The sequence below is a fragment of the Streptomyces xingningensis genome (genome assembly GCF_054957865.1).
In genome coordinates, this window is record NZ_JBDJPF010000008.1 from 117,769 (window position 1) to 134,398 (window position 16,630).

At 72.2% G+C, this 16,630-nt stretch carries 13 protein-coding genes; 3 read left to right on the forward strand and 10 right to left on the reverse strand.

Going from position 1 to position 16,630, the window contains the following annotated elements; translation table 11 throughout:
• Positions 1–21 precede the first annotated feature (21 nt).
• The 7 genes from ABCR83_RS06940 to rsmI form a co-directional block, all read right to left on the reverse strand.
• The gene (locus tag ABCR83_RS06940; protein WP_462693920.1) at positions 22–2,544 is read right to left on the reverse strand and encodes an ABC transporter permease; all 2,523 of its coding nucleotides are present in this window, start codon (positions 2,542–2,544) and stop codon (positions 22–24) included.
• Positions 2,545–3,186: 642 nt separating this feature from the next.
• The gene (locus ABCR83_RS06945; protein ID WP_462693921.1) at positions 3,187–4,110 is read right to left on the reverse strand and encodes a 4-(cytidine 5'-diphospho)-2-C-methyl-D-erythritol kinase; all 924 of its coding nucleotides are present in this window, start codon (positions 4,108–4,110) and stop codon (positions 3,187–3,189) included.
• Positions 4,107–4,952, reverse strand: a complete 846-nt coding sequence (gene rsmA / locus ABCR83_RS06950; RefSeq protein WP_462693951.1) for a 16S rRNA (adenine(1518)-N(6)/adenine(1519)-N(6))-dimethyltransferase RsmA — start codon at positions 4,950–4,952, stop codon at positions 4,107–4,109. The genes ABCR83_RS06945 and rsmA overlap by 4 nt, the downstream gene beginning before the upstream one ends.
• A gap of 68 nt (positions 4,953–5,020) precedes the next feature.
• A complete protein-coding gene (locus ABCR83_RS06955; protein ID WP_462693922.1) occupies positions 5,021–6,418 on the reverse strand; it encodes a ubiquitin-like domain-containing protein in 1,398 nt (465 codons plus the stop codon).
• 90 nt (positions 6,419–6,508) lie between these two features.
• Positions 6,509–7,423, reverse strand: a complete 915-nt coding sequence (locus tag ABCR83_RS06960; RefSeq protein WP_462693923.1) for a TatD family hydrolase — start codon at positions 7,421–7,423, stop codon at positions 6,509–6,511.
• 41 nt (positions 7,424–7,464) lie between these two features.
• Positions 7,465–7,974: a hypothetical protein gene (locus ABCR83_RS06965; protein ID WP_462693924.1), complete on the reverse strand. Its 510-nt coding sequence runs from the start codon at positions 7,972–7,974 to the stop codon at positions 7,465–7,467.
• A gap of 204 nt (positions 7,975–8,178) precedes the next feature.
• Positions 8,179–9,039 carry a 16S rRNA (cytidine(1402)-2'-O)-methyltransferase gene (gene rsmI / locus ABCR83_RS06970; protein WP_462693925.1) on the reverse strand — a complete coding sequence of 287 codons (861 nt, stop codon included), beginning with the start codon at positions 9,037–9,039 and terminating at the stop codon, positions 8,179–8,181.
• 68 nt (positions 9,040–9,107) lie between these two features.
• On the opposite strand from rsmI, the gene ABCR83_RS06975 reads away from it, so the two are divergent.
• Positions 9,108–10,859 (forward strand): dolichyl-phosphate-mannose--protein mannosyltransferase, encoded by a 1,752-nt coding sequence (locus tag ABCR83_RS06975; RefSeq protein ID WP_462693926.1) that lies wholly within the window; start codon positions 9,108–9,110, stop codon positions 10,857–10,859.
• A gap of 94 nt (positions 10,860–10,953) precedes the next feature.
• Positions 10,954–11,805: an EamA family transporter gene (locus ABCR83_RS06980; RefSeq protein WP_462693927.1), complete on the forward strand. Its 852-nt coding sequence runs from the start codon at positions 10,954–10,956 to the stop codon at positions 11,803–11,805.
• Between the two features lie 34 nt (positions 11,806–11,839).
• On the opposite strand, the gene ABCR83_RS06985 is transcribed toward ABCR83_RS06980, so the two are convergent.
• Positions 11,840–12,634 carry an SDR family NAD(P)-dependent oxidoreductase gene (locus ABCR83_RS06985; RefSeq protein WP_462693928.1) on the reverse strand — a complete coding sequence of 265 codons (795 nt, stop codon included), beginning with the start codon at positions 12,632–12,634 and terminating at the stop codon, positions 11,840–11,842.
• Between the two features lie 10 nt (positions 12,635–12,644).
• A complete protein-coding gene (locus ABCR83_RS06990; protein ID WP_462693952.1) occupies positions 12,645–13,826 on the reverse strand; it encodes a serine hydrolase domain-containing protein in 1,182 nt (393 codons plus the stop codon).
• A gap of 211 nt (positions 13,827–14,037) precedes the next feature.
• Between ABCR83_RS06990 and nicT the strand changes: the two genes are divergently transcribed.
• Entirely contained in the window at positions 14,038–15,210 is a 1,173-nt protein-coding gene (gene nicT, locus ABCR83_RS06995; RefSeq protein WP_462693953.1) for a Nickel transporter NicT, read from the forward strand.
• Positions 15,211–15,216: 6 nt separating this feature from the next.
• Here the strand turns inward: nicT and ABCR83_RS07000 are convergent, their stop codons facing one another.
• Complete coding sequence (locus ABCR83_RS07000; RefSeq protein WP_462693930.1) at positions 15,217–16,425, reverse strand: MarP family serine protease; 1,209 nt, start codon at positions 16,423–16,425, stop codon at positions 15,217–15,219.
• Between the last annotated feature and the right edge of the window lie 205 nt (positions 16,426–16,630).

A 16,630-nucleotide genomic window follows, 5' to 3' on the forward strand; every position in this document is an offset into this window, starting at 1 on the left:
ACGGGCGAACCCCAAGACCGCTCAGACCCGGGCGGCCTCCACCGGCCGCATCCGCAGGGCCAGCCAGGTCGGGATCAGGGTCGAGGCCAGGGCCAGCGCGCTCGCACCGGTGATCACCCCGAGGTAGACCGACAGCGGACCGGAGGGGAGCCAACTGCCCATAGCCGTCAGGCTGAACGGCACCAGCATCGCAGCCGCCGCGAGCGTGCCCAGGACCAGGCCGACAACGGCCACAAACGCACCCTCCACGGTCATCATCCGCATCACCTGCCCCCGGGTGGACCCGGTCAGCCGCTGCAGCGCGAAGTCCCGGCGCCGGTTGCCCACCGCGACAGCAGTCGAGTTGACCACCGAGAGCGCGGTGTACGCGATCAGCATTCCCGCGATGAGGTAGTTGGCCCAGGCCTGGGTGCGGGTGTTGCGGGCGTGTTCCGCGGTCAGGGAGTCCCGGTCGGCGACCTTGAGCTCCGGGTGCCGCTCGGCGAACGCACCGAGCTCGCTCATCAGTCGGTCCCGGCCGGTGCCATCGGCGGCGCGCACCATGATCTGCGCGGGCAGCCCCCGCGTGCTGTGCGCGGCCAGCAGCTCCGCACTGGTCAGCGCCGTCTCATAACCCTCGCGAGCGGTGAACAGGGCCACAACCCGCACATCCACCACCGCCCGGTCCCCCATCCGCAGCCGCACCGTGTCACCGATACCACGGTGCATCCGATCCGCCATCCGCTCCGGCAGGGCAATGGTGTTGCCGTCCAGCGCGGTCAGGCTGCCCTTGGTCACCTCAGTGGCCAAAGTCCCCTCGGCACCGTCCGCACTGACGCCCTGGAGGGCCAGGCCGCGCTTGTTCTCGTCACCGTCGTGCGGGCGCTCGGTGTAGGCGTGGCCGGTGAGGGAGGCGCTCGCGGCAGCGACACCCGGCAGGTGGCGCACGCTCGACAGCAAGGCCGGGTCCACCCCGCCCGCGGCGGAGGTGATCACCGCATCGGCCCGCAGGTTCTCCGTGAACGCCTTGTCGGTGGCGGCGGCCGTGGTGGTCTGGAGGTAGATCATGCCGGTGGCGACGGCGGTGGCGAGCATGATCGGGGTGGCGACCGCGGCCATCCTGACCGTGGTGGCACGGCAGTTGAGGGCCGCCAGCCGCCCGGAGGCACCGGTCACCAGCCGCACCGGCCAGTACAGCAGAGCGGTCACCAGCTTGGTGAACCACGGACCCAGCAGGGCCAGGCCGACCGCAGCGCACATCACTCCCGGCCCCGCCGTGGAGGCCGCCACCGGACCGCGCAGCACCAGCGCGGTGATCAGCGACAGGGCCGCGGCCCCGGCCAGGAACAGCAGCCCGAGCACCAGCCGCACCGGGTTGAACCAGCGCTGTTGGACGGCCGCTTCGCCCAGCGCCTCCACCGGCTTGGCACCCACCGCACGCCGGGTGCCGAGGAGGCTGCCGAGCACCGCGGTGAGCAGGGCGGCCCCATAGGCGGGCAGGGCCGGGATCCAGCCATGGCGGTAGACCAGGGTGTCCGGAACCAGGCCGCCGTCGGTGAGCCGGTCGAACAGCCAGTGGCCGGCCAGCGGCCCCAGCGGCCAGGCGGCCGCCCCCGCGAGAATCGTGACCATCAGGGTCTCGCCGAGCAGCATCTTGCGCAGCTGACGGGTGCCGGCACCGATCGCCCGCAGCAGGGCGAACTCCCGGCGGCGCTGCTGTGCGGCGAGTCCGACCGTACCGGCCACCACGAACACCGCACAGGCGATGACCAGTCCGCCGAATGCCCCGGAGATCGAGACCAGGTCGTCGGCGCCCGCAAGGACCTCGGGGTGCTCGGCGGCGCCCCGGTCGTCGCCGGTCAGTACGGACACCGGCTGTCCGGCGAGCGCGGCGCCGACTCCCTTGCGCACCGCGCCGAGATCCGCACCGCGCTCGACGGTGACGGCGATGTCGGCGACCCGGCCCGCATGCGGCGCCAGCCGCGCGGCCTCGCCGGTGGCGAAGAACAGCACGGGCTGACCGGCGGTCTTGACCACACCGCTCACCCGGTAGTCGGCCGAGCCACCATGCGCCGCGATGCGCACCCGTCCGCCCGCCTGCACACCTGCGCGCTGGGCGAGCCCCGCGTCCAGGACGACCTCGCCGGACCGCTCGGGCGCGGCACCGGCGGCGAGCGCATACGGGGTAACGGCCGCGGACTCCCAGCCATGGGCCTCCGCCTTGCCCCCGCCACCCAGCACGGCGGCGTCAAAGGTGCGCTCGCCCACGGCCGTACGCACCCCCGGCACCGCACGGACCTTGTCGGTCAACTCGGCGGGCAGCTCCACCCGTTCGGGCAGGGAGACCTCTTTGTGCTTCTTGCCGGGACGCGGGTACGACTGGTCTCCGGTCACCACCAGCTGCGCCCCCGCCAGACGCTCCGGCGGAACGTCGCCGCGGATGCCGGTCTCCATCAGACCGCCGCAGGCCATCACGATCGTGGCACCCAGGGTGAGTGCGATAAAGGTGGCGATGAAGCCGCCGAACCGGTGGCACAGCGAACGCCGCGCAAGCTTGCCCATCATCGCCGGGCACCCGTCTTCCTCTTGCCGCGCACTGTGTCCGCCCCCTGCTTCCTGCTGTTCCAACCGCTCCAGCGGCTCGGGTACCACGCTAGGCGCGGGGAGGCCGCCGCCCCATGGGAGCAGCAGGTGAACGGGGGTGGGGGTACCCCCACCCCCGCGTTCCACCGACCGATTGACCTCGGACCGTTTCGTTTCGCGCCTCCGGCGCAAAGCGGCAGCTACGGGTCGGGAGCGGGGCGGGCCGGCGCCGGTCGCCGGGTTCCGCTTGGGTGGCTCGCGGTTCGCGGTTCGCGGTTCCCAGGTGTGCCGGTATCGAAAACCTTCCGCCGGTAGCCCGAATTCACCCCATTTGAAGGAGGGAAAGTGCACCAAACCGAGGCATGGGCCAACCGTTGCGCACCACACCTCCCGTGCGCCTCGTTCGCCTCAGGCGCAGGGGCGGCCCGCGCCCCAGTGCCGTGGCCCGCGCCGGCCCGCCCCATGCGGCAGGCAGCTCGCGCCACCCCGCCAGCCCACCACCCCGCCGGCCCGTCCGTACCGGAACCCGGCGACCGGGCCTGGCCCGCCCCGCTCCTGACCCGTAGCTGCTGCCTTGCGCCGAAGGCGCGAAACGAAACGGTCACCCAAAGACGAAACGGTCATCTAACGGACCGTGGCCCCCCGCACCGGGCCGGAGGCCACCCGCACCGCGCGGCAGGTGCCCGACAGCCGGAGCGCCTCGGCGACCCGCTCCCCCTCCGGCTCGCCCTTCACCAGGAAGGCCGTCGTCGGGCCGGAGCCCGAGACCAGCGCGGCCAGGGCGCCCGCCTCGGTGCCCACGGCGAGCGTCGCGGCGAGCGAGGGGCGGAGCGAGATGGCGGCGGCCTGGAGGTCGTTGGAGACCGTGGCGGCGAGGGCGGTCGGGTCGCCGGCCCGGAGGGCGGCCAGCAGGGCGGCCGAGGGCTGGGGGGGTGGGACGTCCGGCACGTTCGCGCCCGTACCGGACGCGGCCCGGAGGCGGTCGCACTCCCCGTACACCGCGGGGGTCGACAGCCCGCCGTCCGCGACGGCGAAGACCCAGTGGAACGCACCGGCGCCGCCCACCGCCAGCGGACTGAGCAGCTCACCGCGCCCGCGCCCCAGCGCCGCCCCGCCGACCAGGGCGAACGGTACGTCGCTGCCCAACTCGGCGCAGATGGCAAGGAGTTCGGCACGCGAGGCGCCAGTGCCCCACAGTGCGTCACAGGCCAGCAGGGCGGCCGCGCCATCCGCGCTGCCGCCGGCCATGCCACCGGCGACCGGGATGTCCTTGTCGATATGGAGGTGCACGTCGGCCGCGCGGCCATGCCGCGCGGCGAGTGCCAGCGCCGCCCGGGCGGCCAAGTTGCTCTCGTCCAGGGGTACTTGCCCGGCATCGGGGCCCGCGCAGGTCACCCGCAGGCCATCGGCCGGGGTGACCGTGACCTCGTCGTACAGCCCCACGGCGAGGAAGACATTGGCCAGGTCGTGGAAGCCGTCGGGGCGCAGACCGCCCACCGCGAGCTGGACGTTGACCTTGGCGGGTACCCGGGCGGTCACCGAGGTCACGCGGCACGCTCCCGGTGCTCGGCGATCGCCGCGAACTCCTCCACGGTGAGCGCCTCGCCGCGCGCCTGGGGCGAGATGCCCGCCGCCACCAGCGCGGCCTCCGCGGCCGCCGCGGAACCGGCCCATCCGGCCAGTGCGGCGCGCAGCGTCTTGCGGCGCTGGGCGAAGGCGGCGTCGACCACGGCGAAGACCTCTTCCCTGGTCGCCGTCGTCTTGACCGGCTCGGTGCGCCGGACCAGCGAGACCAGGCCCGAGTCGACATTGGGGGCGGGCCAGAAGACATTGCGGCCGATGGCACCGGCCCGCTTGACGTCGGCGTACCAGGCGGCCTTGACCGATGGCACTCCGTACACCTTGGAGCCGGGTGCGGCGGCGAGCCGGTCGGCGACCTCGGCCTGGACCATCACCAGGGTGCGCTCGATGCCGGGGAACCGGGCGAGCATATGCAGCAGCACCGGGACGGCGACGTTGTAGGGGAGGTTGGCGACCAGCGCGGTAGGCGGCGGGCCGGGCAGCTCGGTGATCTGCATGGCGTCGCTGTGCACCAGCGCGAAGCGGTCGGCGCGGCCGGGTAGCCGGGCGGCGACCGTGGACGGCAGGGCCGCGGCCAGCACATCGTCGATCTCGACGGCGGTGACCCGGTCGGCGGCCTCCAGCAGGGCGAGGGTCAGCGAGCCGAGCCCGGGGCCGATCTCGACGACCACGTCGTCGGGGCGCACCGCGGCGGTCCGCACGATGCGGCGGACCGTATTGGCGTCGATCACGAAGTTCTGGCCGCGCTGTTTGGTGGGCCGCACCCCGAGGGCGGCGGCCAGTTCGCGGATGTCGGCGGGGCCGAGCAGAGCGCCGGAGTCGTCTGTGCTGGGGCTGGAGTCGTCTGTGCTGGGGCTGGAGTCGTCTGTGCTGGGGCTCACCCGTGAAGTTTACGGCCGCACACGGGCCACGGGCTCGCCCCCCGGTGGATGTAGAGCTTCTTGGCCCGCAGGGTCTGTTCGGTGGCGGGGGCGTCCTGGGGGCGGCCGCTGCCGCCGAGGGACTGCCAGGTGCGCACGTCGAACTGGTAGAGGCCGCCATAGGTGCCCGAGGGGTCCACGGCGTCCGGGCGGCCGCCCGCCTCGCACTGGGCCAGGCCCCGCCAGTTCAGCCCCTCCGCGCCCTTGACCGTGGTGGGCATCGGTTTGGTGCCCACCTTGATGATCTGGGTGCGGGGTGTGCGCACGGTCTCGGAGCTGATCTTCTTCGGCTTCTGCTTGACGCCGTTGACGCTCCGCAGGGCGTAGGTGACGCGCTCGACGCCCTTCTCGCCGCGCTGGGCGACGACCTCGGTGCCCTTGGCGAGGGTGGGGTCGTCGTGGCGCTCGGTGGTGAAGTCCAGGGTCTCCTCGCGGATCTCCTGGCCGCCGGTGATGCGCATGATCGAGATGGTCTGGCCCTCGCGCGGGAAGCTGTCGGGGTCGACGGAGGCGGTGTCCTGGCCGTGCAGGGTGATGCCCGCCTGCCGGATGGCCTCGCGGACGGTCGCGGCGTTGGTACGGACCGGGTGCTCGCGCCCGTCGACCATGAAGGTGACGGTCCGCTCGGTGCGCACGTCCAGGTCCAGGCCCCGGCGCGAGATGACGGAGGAGCGGGAGGCGGACAGATAGGCGCCCTCGGCCCGCACGCCGAGCTGGCGCAGGGCGCCGTCGACGGTCCGGGCGGTGGTCCAGACCTGGCGGCGCTCCCCGTCGAGGGTGAGGGTGACGGGGCGCCCGTAGCGCACGATGACGCGGTCCCCGGCGGCCAGGTCGTGGTGCCGGCCGGGTGCCACGATGTCGTGCTCGCCGACCCGCATGCCCTCGTCGGCGAGCAGTTCCTCGACGTCACCGGCGAAGGTGTGCAGGGTGCGGGGGGTGCCGTCGACGCTGAGCTGGACGGCCTTGTCGCTGGCGATGAAGGCGGAGGTCCCGCCGGCCAGGAAGGCGACGACCAGGGCCTGCGGCAGCAGCCTGCGCAGCGGCTCGCCGGCCCGGCCCGGGCGCTTGCGGCGTCCGGCGTGCCTGGAGGGGCCGGGGCCGCCGGGGGCGGGGCCGGCCGCCGGGGGCGGGGCGTCCGGTGGGCTGCCGGGCAGGACGGAGGCGGAGGACTGGCGCGGGACGTAGGCCTCGGAGAGGTCGGGGGTCACCCTGGCCTCGGGGGTCACCCTGGCCTCGGGGGTCACGAACGGTTCGGGGGACGGGAACGGTTCAAACGTCTGATGCGGCGCGTAGGGGCCGTACGGCAGCGCTTCCGCCGTGCCGCGGTATGCGGTGTGGGGCTGCGGATGGCTCACGACACTCCACTGGGTCCGGGCTGACGGGCCAGGACTGTAGCGGAGCTCTCGTGACTCTCCAAAGTCTGATAGTCACACTGTGTCGTGTTCCTAGAGTGAGTAGCTGAACGCCCGTGCGGTATTTGCCGCGACCGCCGTGGCCAGAGCGTCCTCGTCCAACCCCTTCACCGCGGCCATCGCACGCAAAGTGACCGGAATGAGGTAGGGCGCATTGGGCCGCCCGCGATAGGGCATGGGGGTCAGGAACGGAGCATCGGTCTCGACCAGGATCCGGTCGAGCGGGGCCACCGCGAGGGCATCGCGCAGCGGCTGGGCGTTCTTGAAGGTGACATTTCCGGCGAAGGACAGGTAATAGCCCGCCTCGGCGCAGATCTTGGCCATCTCGGCATCGCCGGAGTAGCAGTGGAAGACCACGCTCTCGGGGGCGCCCTCCTCGGCCAGTACCCGCAGCACGTCCTCGTGCGCGTCCCGGTCGTGGATGACCAGGGCCTTGCCATGGCGCTTGGCGATGTCGATGTGGCGACGGAAGGAACGCTCCTGCGCGGCCCTGCCCTCGGGGCCGGTGCGGAAGTGGTCCAGGCCGGTCTCACCCACCCCGCGCACCTGCTCCAGCGCGGCCAGTGCGTCGATCTCCTCCAGCGCGGCGTCCAGGGCGGCCTCGCCACCGCCCTCCCGGGCGCCCCGGCGCGACCGGTTGTCGGGGTCGCCGAGGATGATCCTGGGCGCCTCATTGGGGTGCAGCGCCACCGTGGCCCATACGTTCGCGAAGGAGGCGGCCGTCTCGGCGGCCCAGCGCGATCCGGCCAGGTCGCAGCCGACCTGGATCACGGTGCCGACACCGACGGAGGCGGCCTTGGCCAGGCTGTCCCCGACCGGATCCCGCTGCATGTCCAGGTGCGTGTGGGAGTCCGCCACCGGCACGTTCAGCGGCACGGGGAGCGGCGGGGGGACGTCGTTGTCATCGCTCTTCTTCCGCTCGCCGCTGCCGGTGCCGCTGTTCGTCATACCGGCAGTCTAAGGACCGGCAGTCCAAGGACCGCCGAGAGCTACCTGCGGTGGTGCTGGAAGGGGTGCAGCAGGTCCGAGAGGTGCCAGTGGTGGTGGGGGTGCTCCACGTCATCGTGTTCCGCGCCATCGGGGTGCGGGGGCTCCTCGACGACGCCGGAGCCGCCATTGCCGACCGGTCCGGCGGTGCCGGTGATGGGCACGGCGGTGCGGGTGGCGAGATGCAGGGCGTCGGCGACCTGGGAAACCCGGCCGGGCCGCATGATCCGCACGACATGTGCACCGCATGCCTCACAGGTCGGACGGGTGAGCGGGGAGGCCACTCGCTGTCCGTCCGCGAAGTAGACGACAAACGGCCGGCCCTCGGCGTCCAGGTGGTGTTCTATGTCGTACGACTGTTCCCACCCGTGCCCGCACCGCATGCACGCAAAAGCGTATGCCTCATGCGCGGTCTCGCGCGCCGTCGAAGGCGTCGCCGCACGGGATTCGGTCACCGTGTGCGTCACGGCCTCGGGCTGGACACCGCTCGAGTTTCCTGCGGTCTCGCTCATGGCAGCTCCTCTTGTCCGCCGGACACTCTGTGACGTGTCCGCTGGACCAGTTCCGGGATGCTTTGGACGTCCCAGATCCAGGGAACGCCCATCCCGGCGCCGACGCAGTAGCCCAGTCCGCGAATTGGGGCAAACTTAACGGCTTCATGCCCGAAGGCCCTGCGACCGAGACCTGATCTTTGCCTTTCAGGCCGCCGCTTTACTTTATGGCGAAAGACGTCCACCGGCATTTTTTGCGGCCACCACCGCGTCGAACACCTCCCGCTTGGGCAGACCGGCCTCCGCCGCCACCGCGGCGATCGCCTCCTTGCGGCGTTCGCCCGCTTCCTCCCGGATTAGCACCCTGCGCACCAGTTCGGCCGGGTCTGTCTCCTGCGGGCCGGGCTCGGCGGCGCCCTCCACCACGATGGTGATCTCGCCGCGCACGCCCTCCGCGGCCCAGGCCGCGAGCTCCTTCAGCGGGCCTCGCCGGACCTCCTCATAGGTCTTGGTCAGCTCCCGGCACACGGCCGCCCTGCGGTCCGCGCCGAACACCTCGGCCATCGCGGCCAGCGTGTGGTCCAGGCGGTGCGGGGCCTCGAAGTAGACCAGGGTGCGGCGCTCGTCCGCGACCTCGCGCAGCCGCCCCAGCCGCTCCCCCGCCTTGCGCGGCAGAAAGCCCTCGAAGCAGAACCGGTCGACCGGCAGGCCGGACACCGCGAGCGCGGTGAGCACCGCGGACGGACCGGGCACGGCGGTGACCTTGACCCCGCGCTCCACGGCCGCGGCGACCAGCCGGTAGCCGGGGTCGGAGACCGAGGGCATCCCCGCGTCGGTGACCAGCAGCACCCGCGACCCGCCGGTCAGCGCCTCCACCAGCTCGGGCGTCCGGGCGGACTCATTGGCCTCGAAGTAGGAGACCACCCGGCCCGTGGTGTGCACCCCCAGCGCCTGGGTGAGCCGGCGCAGCCGGCGGGTGTCCTCCGCGGCGATGACCTCGGCGGCGGCCAGCTCGGCGGCCAGCCGGGGAGGCGCGTCGGCGACATCGCCGATGGGGGTTCCTGCGAGTACGAGCGTTCCAGTCACGCCCCCATCCTCGCAGGGTCGTGCGCGGTCCCCGGGACTCGCACAGGCCGGTTCCCTACGATGGCGCGGTGACCAGTGACACCGCGACGCAAGGCCGGCAGGGCCGGACGGCAGCGGGGCAGCAGCCCTCGTGGCAGCTCAGGCTGCGCCACTTCGGCTATGCGGCGCCCGCCCGGACCGGCGTACGCGAGCGGTTGGTACCGCCCCATCCCGAGCCCGGCACCCGGCTGTGGACGGTGCTGGGCCTCGGCCCCAACGCGGCCCGGCTGGTGGCACGTTCGCTCGGCTGGGCCGGGCCGCTGCTGGTCGCACTGGTCGCGGGACTGATCCGGTTCTGGCGGCTGGGCAGCCCCGACGACGTGATATTCGACGAGACGTACTACGCCAAGGACTCCTGGGCGCTGTGGAAGTACGGCTATGAGGCCGACTGGTCGAAGCTCTCCAACGAGCAGATCATCACCGGCCACCACAATGTCCCCGACGTCCCCGCCTATGTGGTGCACCCGCCGATGGGCAAGTGGGTCATCGGCATCGGCGAGCAGCTCTTCGGGATGAACCCCTTCGGCTGGCGCTTTGTGGTCGCGTTGCTCGGCACGGTGTCGGTGCTGATGCTGTGCCGCATCGGGCGGCGGCTGTTCCGCTCCACCCTCCTCGGCTGTGTGGCGGGTGCGCTGCTCACCGTGGACGGGCTGCACTTCGTCATGAGCCGCACGGCGCTGCTCGACTCGGTGCTGATGTTCTTTGTGCTGGCCGCGTTCGGCTGTGTGCTGGTGGACCGGGACAAGGCCCGGGCCCGGCTGGCGGCGGCGCTGCCGGAGGCGGAGGGTGAGGCGCGTCCCGACGCGACGGTCGGCGGCGGGCTGGCGCTGGGGTGGCGGCCCTGGCGGATCGCGGCCGGGGTGTTCCTGGGGCTGGCCTGCGCCACCAAGTGGAACGGTGCGATCTATCTGGCGGCGTTCGGCGTGCTGATGGTCCTGTGGGATGTCGGCTCGCGCCGGGTGGCGGGGGCCCGCCGCCCCTGGCGCGCCATGCTGCGGCGCGATGCGCCATGGGCCTTCCTGTCGACGGTGCCGGTGGCGTTGGGCGTCTATCTCGCCTCCTGGAGCGGCTGGTTCGCCAACAGCGGCACCTACAGCCAGGCGTCCGGGTGGCAGCACAGCGGCTTCTACCGGCACTGGGCGGAGACCGAGGGCGGGCACAGCCCGGACGGCTTCCTGGCCGGGATCATCAACCCGCTGATCAGCCTGTGGCATTACGAGCACGAGGTGTGGAAGTTCAACACCACCCTCCACTCTCCGCACACCTATCAGTCCAATCCCTGGAGCTGGCTGGTCCAGGGGCGCCCCGTCTCCTTCTTCTACAAGTCACCGGAACCCGGCCAGAGCGGCTGCTCGGCCACCGAGAAGTGCGCCCGCGAAGTGCTGGCGCTGGGCACCCCGTTGCTGTGGTGGGCGGCCTGCTTCGCGCTGGTGTACCTGCTCTACCGGTGGGCCCTGCGGCGCGACTGGCGGGCGGGCGCGATCCTGTGCGCGGTGGCGGCGGGCTATCTGCCCTGGTTCAGGTGGCAGGAGCGAACCATCTTCGTCTTCTACGCGGAGGTGTTCGTACCGTTCCTGTGTCTGGCGGTGGCCATGATGATCGGGGCGATCCTGGGCCCACGGGGGGCCTCGGAACGCCGGCGGGTGCTGGGCGCGGCGGGAGCGGGGGCACTGGTGCTGCTGATCGCCTGGAACTTCATCTACTTCTTCCCGATCTATACGGGCCAGACCATCCCGATGGACGCCTGGCGGGACCGGATGTGGTTCGACACCTGGATCTGAGGCGTCGGCCCAAGGGGCATCCGGTATCCAACGGGCATCCGGGTCTGAGACGGAGGCAACAGCACCCGGGGGCGCACCGCGATAGCGTCCGATCATGACCCCACTGGTCGCCTGTGCCGTCCTGATCGCCGCCGTCACGCACGCCAGTTGGAATGCCATCGCCCATGGCATCCGGGATCAGGCCATCGCCTTCACCCTGGTCGGCGGCGGTGGCGCGCTGTGCGGGCTGGCCATGCTGCCGTTCGCGCCGGTGCCCGCCGCCGGGGCCTGGCCGTATCTGCTCGCCTCGGTGCTGCTGCACATCCTCTACCAGGGGCTGCTGATGCGGTCCTTCTCGCTCGGCGACTTCGGCCAGATGTATCCGATCGCCCGGGGCACCGCTCCGCTGGCGGTCACCGTCCTCGCGGCCGTCTTCGCCGGTGAACTCCCGGACGGCTGGCAGCTCACCGGGGTCGCGGTGGCCTCGGCCGGGCTGGTCGGCCTGGCGCTGTGGGGCATCCGGGGCTCGGGCGCCGCCCCGCAATGGGCGGCGATCGCCGCCGCCGTCGCGACGGGGCTGTCCATCGCCGGGTACTCGGTGGTGGACGGTCTGGGAGTGCGGGACTCGGGCTCCTCGCTGGGCTATATCGCCTGGTTGATGATCCTTGAGGGGCTGCCCATCCCGCTGTGGGTACTGGCCGTCCGGCGGGGCCGGTTCCTCGCCGACGTCCGGCCGTTCGCGGTGCGCGGACTGCTGGGCGGGGTGCTGTCCATCTTCGCGTACGGGCTGGTGCTGTGGGCCCAGACGCGCGCCGCGCTCGCCCCGATCGCCGCCCTGCGCGAATCGTCCATCCTGGTGGGCGCGGCCATCGGCACGGTCTTTCTGAAGGAGCGGTTCGGCGCGCCGCGGATCGCCGCCGCGGGGCTGATGGTGGTCGGCATCGGGCTGATGCTGCACACCGGTTGACGCCTGGGCGTGTCCATGAGACACGCCCAGGACGTCACTCGCCGCGCAGCGCCCGGCGCAGGCCGACGTTGCCGATGAGGATGCCGCCGTCCACGGGCAGGGTGACACCGGTGATCCAGGACGCGTCTGAGGAGGCCAGGAATGCGACGGCGGCCGCGATGTCCTCCGGCCGTCCGACCCGGCCCAGCGGGTAGTGGGGTGCGGCGCGGCGCAACGAGGCTTCCCGGCCGTGCCAGTTGGGGGTGTCGACGGTGCCGGGCGCGATGAGGTTGGCCCGTACGCCGCGTGCCGCGCACTGGCCGGCCAGGGTGCGGGTCAGGCTCGCGAGCCCGGCCTTGGCGGCGCTGTAGGCGTGGTGGCCGAAGTCCTGCTCGCCGTTGACCGAGCCGATGTTGACGACCGATCCACGGCCGTCGGCGGCGGCCAGGTGCGGCATGGCCGCTCGTATGCACCGGAAGGCGCCGCCGAGGGTGATGTCGAGGTCGCGGGCCCAGTCGTGGTCCGGGTAGTCCTCGATGAGCGGGGTGTCCGGCCGGCACGACAGGGCGTTGTTGACCAGGATGTCGAGGCGGCCGAAGCGTGCCACGGCGTGGGCCACGGCCGCTTCCACCGCGGCCCGTTCGCCGACGTCGCAGGGCAGCGACTCGGCGGCCAGGCCGTCGGCGCGGATCGATTCGGCGGCCGTTGCCGCCCGTTCGCCGTCGAGGTCGGTGACGAGTACGCGGGCGCCTTCTGCGGCGAGGCGCCGGGCGGTGGCCTCGCCGATGCCCCGGCCGGCGCCGGTGATGAGGACGGCGTAGCCGTCAAAGCGGTGGGCCTTCGGCTTCATGGGGTCAGCTCTACCCGGCAGGGGACGTGCTCAGTGACTTCGCCAGTGCCCGGACCAGCGCCTGCGCCCGGGGGTCCGCCGTGATGGACTTCTGCATGCCGTTGGTCACATAGCCGAGGGCGATGCCCGACTCGGGGTCGGCGAATCCCAGCGAACCGCCCCGGCCGGGGTGTCCGAAGGAGCCCGGGGCGAGCAGGGGCGAGGCCGGGCCGTGCAGCATATAGCCCAGGCCGAAGCGGGTGTTGGCGATCAGTATCCGGTCGCGTCCGGCGGACTCCTCGGTGCGGGCCAGGGTGAGGGTGGCGGGTGCGAACAGCCTTCGGCCGCCGTCCACTTCGCCGATGAGCGCGGCATAGCAGCGCGCCAGTGCGGACGCGGTGGCGATGCCCGCCGAGGCGGGGAGTTCGGCGGCCCGGTAGGCGGGGTCGTTCTCGTCGGGCTGCGGGTCGATCGCGCCGAAGGCGCGCCGGGTGAGGGAGTCCGGGTCCCGGTAGGCGTCGGACACCGACTGCTTGGGGCGCATGCGCAGGCCCGGCGATGCGGGTCCGGCGGGCGGGGTGACGTCCCCGATGCGTCCCACCCGGTGCCGCTCGGTGACCGGCAGTCCGATCCACAGGTCCAGGCCGAGCGGCCCGGCCAGCTCCTCGGCCAGCCACCGGCCGATCGTCCGGCCGGTCACCCGCCGCACCAGCTCGCCGATCAGCCAGCTGTAGGTCTGTGCGTGATAGCCGTGTGCGGTGCCCGGTTCCCAGACGGGCGGCTGGGCGGCGACGGCGCGCGGGCCGGCCGCCGGGTCGGTGGCCTCGGCCGGGGTGAGCGGGACGTCCAGGACGGGCACCCCGGCGCGGTGCGACAACAGGTGGCGGACCAGCGTCCGTTCCTTGCCCGCCGCCTTGAACTCGGGCCAGTAGGTGCCCACCGGCGCATCGAGGTCGAGCAGTCCGCGCTGGTGCAGCAGCAGCGGCACCGCGGCGGCCACGCCCTTGGTGGCGGACCGTACGACCTGCGCGGTGTCCGGCTCCCAGGGCGCGGTGCCGTCGAAGTCCGCGGTGCCGCCCCACAGGTCCACGACCTGGTGGCCGTCGCGGTAGACGGCCACGGCCGCGCCGCGCTCGCCCCGTCGCGCGAAGTTGTCCGCGAAGGCGTCCCGGACCGGTTCAAAACCGTCCGCCACCGTGCCCTGGACGTCCACCACTGCTGCCCGCTCCCACCGTGCCGATCACTGCCGAAACCTCCTCCATGGTGCAACGCGGTCCCGGGGGCTCGCGGACCGGGGTCCGCGGCGCACCCGCCCGCACCACATCGGGCGTTCCTGGGCTTTACTGCACATTGATTGCAATTACGCATCCGGGGCACTGGAGTGGTGGGCCGGCATGTACGACCACAAGAGAGCGGCACGCATCATGGCCAGCACCGGCACCAGCACCGGCACCGACCCGACCTCCCCGACCGGCACCCCCGGCGCGCGCTCCCGGCGCATACGCCCGTCGATCACCCGGCAGGAGTGGGCCCGCCTCGGCGGCATGGCGGCGTTCATCCTCGCCCTCCATGTGATCGGCTGGTTCACCCTGGTGGTGATCGTCGCCCCCGAGCACTACACGGTGGGCACCAAGGCCTTTGGCATCGGCATGGGCGTCACCGCCTACACCCTCGGGATGCGCCATGCCTTCGACGCCGACCACATCGCGGCGATCGACAACACCACCCGCAAGCTGATGCATCAGGGGCAGCGGCCGCTGTCCGTCGGCTTCTGGTTCTCCCTGGGCCACTCCAGCATCGTCTTCGGGCTGGCCTTCCTGCTCTCGCTGGGCATCAAGGCCCTGGCCGGGCCGGTGAGCGACGACAACTCCCGGCTCCATGACGTCACCGGCCTGATCGGCACCACGGTCTCCGGTGCGTTCCTCTATCTCATCGCCGCCATGAACCTGGTGGTGCTGGCGGGCATCTGGAAGGTCTTCCGGCGGATGCGTTCCGGCGGCTTCGACGAGCAGGAGCTGGAGAAGCAGCTGGAGAGCCGGGGCCTGATGAACCGCCTCCTCGGGCGGCTGATGGCCTCGATCACCAAGCCCTGGCACATGTATCCGCTGGGGCTGCTGTTCGGCCTGGGTTTCGACACCGCGACGGAGATCGCGTTGATGGTGCTGGCGGGTTCCGGGGCCGCCTCCGGCCTGCCGTGGTACGCCATCCTGTGCCTGCCCGTGCTGTTCGCCGCGGGCATGAGCCTGCTGGACACCATCGACGGCTCGTTCATGAACTTCGCCTATGGGTGGGCGTTCTCCAAGCCCGTCCGCAAGGTCTACTACAACCTCACCATCACCGGTCTGTCGGTGGCCGTCGCCCTGATCATCGGCACCGTCGAGCTGCTCGGCCTGCTGGCCGACAAGCTGGGCCTGCACGGGGCCTTCTGGGACTGGATCGGCTCCCTGGACCTCAACACCATCGGCTTCCTGATCGTCGGCCTGTTCTTCGTCACCTGGCTGGTGGCGCTGGCGGTGTGGCGGCTGGGCCGGATCGAGGAGAAGTGGAGCGCGGGGCTGCGGGCCGCGGAGCCGGAGCCCGCACCGGACACGCCCTGAAGCAGCCTAAAGCGCAGCCCGGCTCCCCGTGCTCACCGAGGCCGTCGCCGTCGCCGCGCGCTCCGCGTCGGCGGCGACCTGCCGCGCGGTCAGCACATAGCCCGTCTCCGCATTGGCCGTTGAGCGGGCGAAGACCACGCCGTAGACCCGGCCGGAGGGCGTCAGCAGCGGGCCGCCCGAGTTGCCCGGCCGGACCGTGGAACGCACCGAGTAGACGGCCCGGGTAGTGACCCCGTCGCCGTAGATGTCCTGGCCCTTGGCCCGGACCTCGTTGGCCACGGTGGCGGCGCGCAGATCGAGCCCGCCGTTCTCCGGGAAGCCCGCGACGACGGCCGGGTCACCGCGCTTGGCGCTCTTGTCGAAGGGCAGCACGGGCACATCGTCCAGGCCGGGGACGTCGAGGACGGCCACATCGGTCTTCGGGTCGAACAGGACGACCTTCGCCCGGTGCGGCCGCCCGACCCCGCCCACCCGCACGGTCGGCTCGCTCACCCCGGCGACCACATGGGCGTTGGTCATCACATGGTTGGCGGCGTAGACAAAGCCGCTGCCCTCCTGGCCGCGCCGCCCGTCGTCCACGTCCGCGATGCCCTCGACCTTCACCACGCTGGACCGGGCCGCCCGGGTCGCGGCGGCGGTGACGGCGTCGCCGGACGGCTTGGCGACGCTGGTGGCGGGCTCGTTCTCGAAGGGGTTGAAGACCTGGGGGAAGCCCGCCCCGGCCAGGGTGTCGGTGGCCCGGCTGAACCAGACGGGGGCCTGCTCGGGCATGGCGTCCTGGACGGCACCGAGCAGCCGAGAGTCCTTGATCTGCCGGGCGAACAGGGTGGAATCCATGGAGTTCGCCGAGACCAGGACGCTCGCCGCCACCCAGGCCACCAGCAGCACGGCCAGCGAGTTCACCGCCGCGCCGCCCACCCCGTCCACACCGCGGACGGGCGCCCAGGTCAGCCGGCGGCGCAGCCCCCAGGCGAGCCGCGCGGCGAGGGCGTGCCCGATGGCGGCGGGCACCAGGACGACCACGACCGCGACCACGGCGGCGGTCGTGGAACCGCTCTCGAAGTGCTTGATGACCAGGGGCAGCGCCCAGACACCGAGTACGGCACCGCCGAGGAACCCCGCGAGCAGTACGACGCTCGCGACCAGGCCACGGCGGTAGCCGGATACGGCGTAGCCGATGACGACCAGCATGAGGAGCAGATCGAGCAGGTTCAACGCGGAGCCCTTTCCTTCGCACGCGCCCCCGATCGCGTCCGCGGGTGCACGTCCCGTGGACTAAGGAAAACGCGTGTTCGCGGGTGTGCGGTTCCCTGCGAAGGTGGTTTGTGACGTTTTCAACTGCGACGACGCACAGGGGCGTGCCCACCCACCGGCGGGCACGCCCCTGTGCGTCGGAAGAGGATCAGAAGCGAATCAGAAA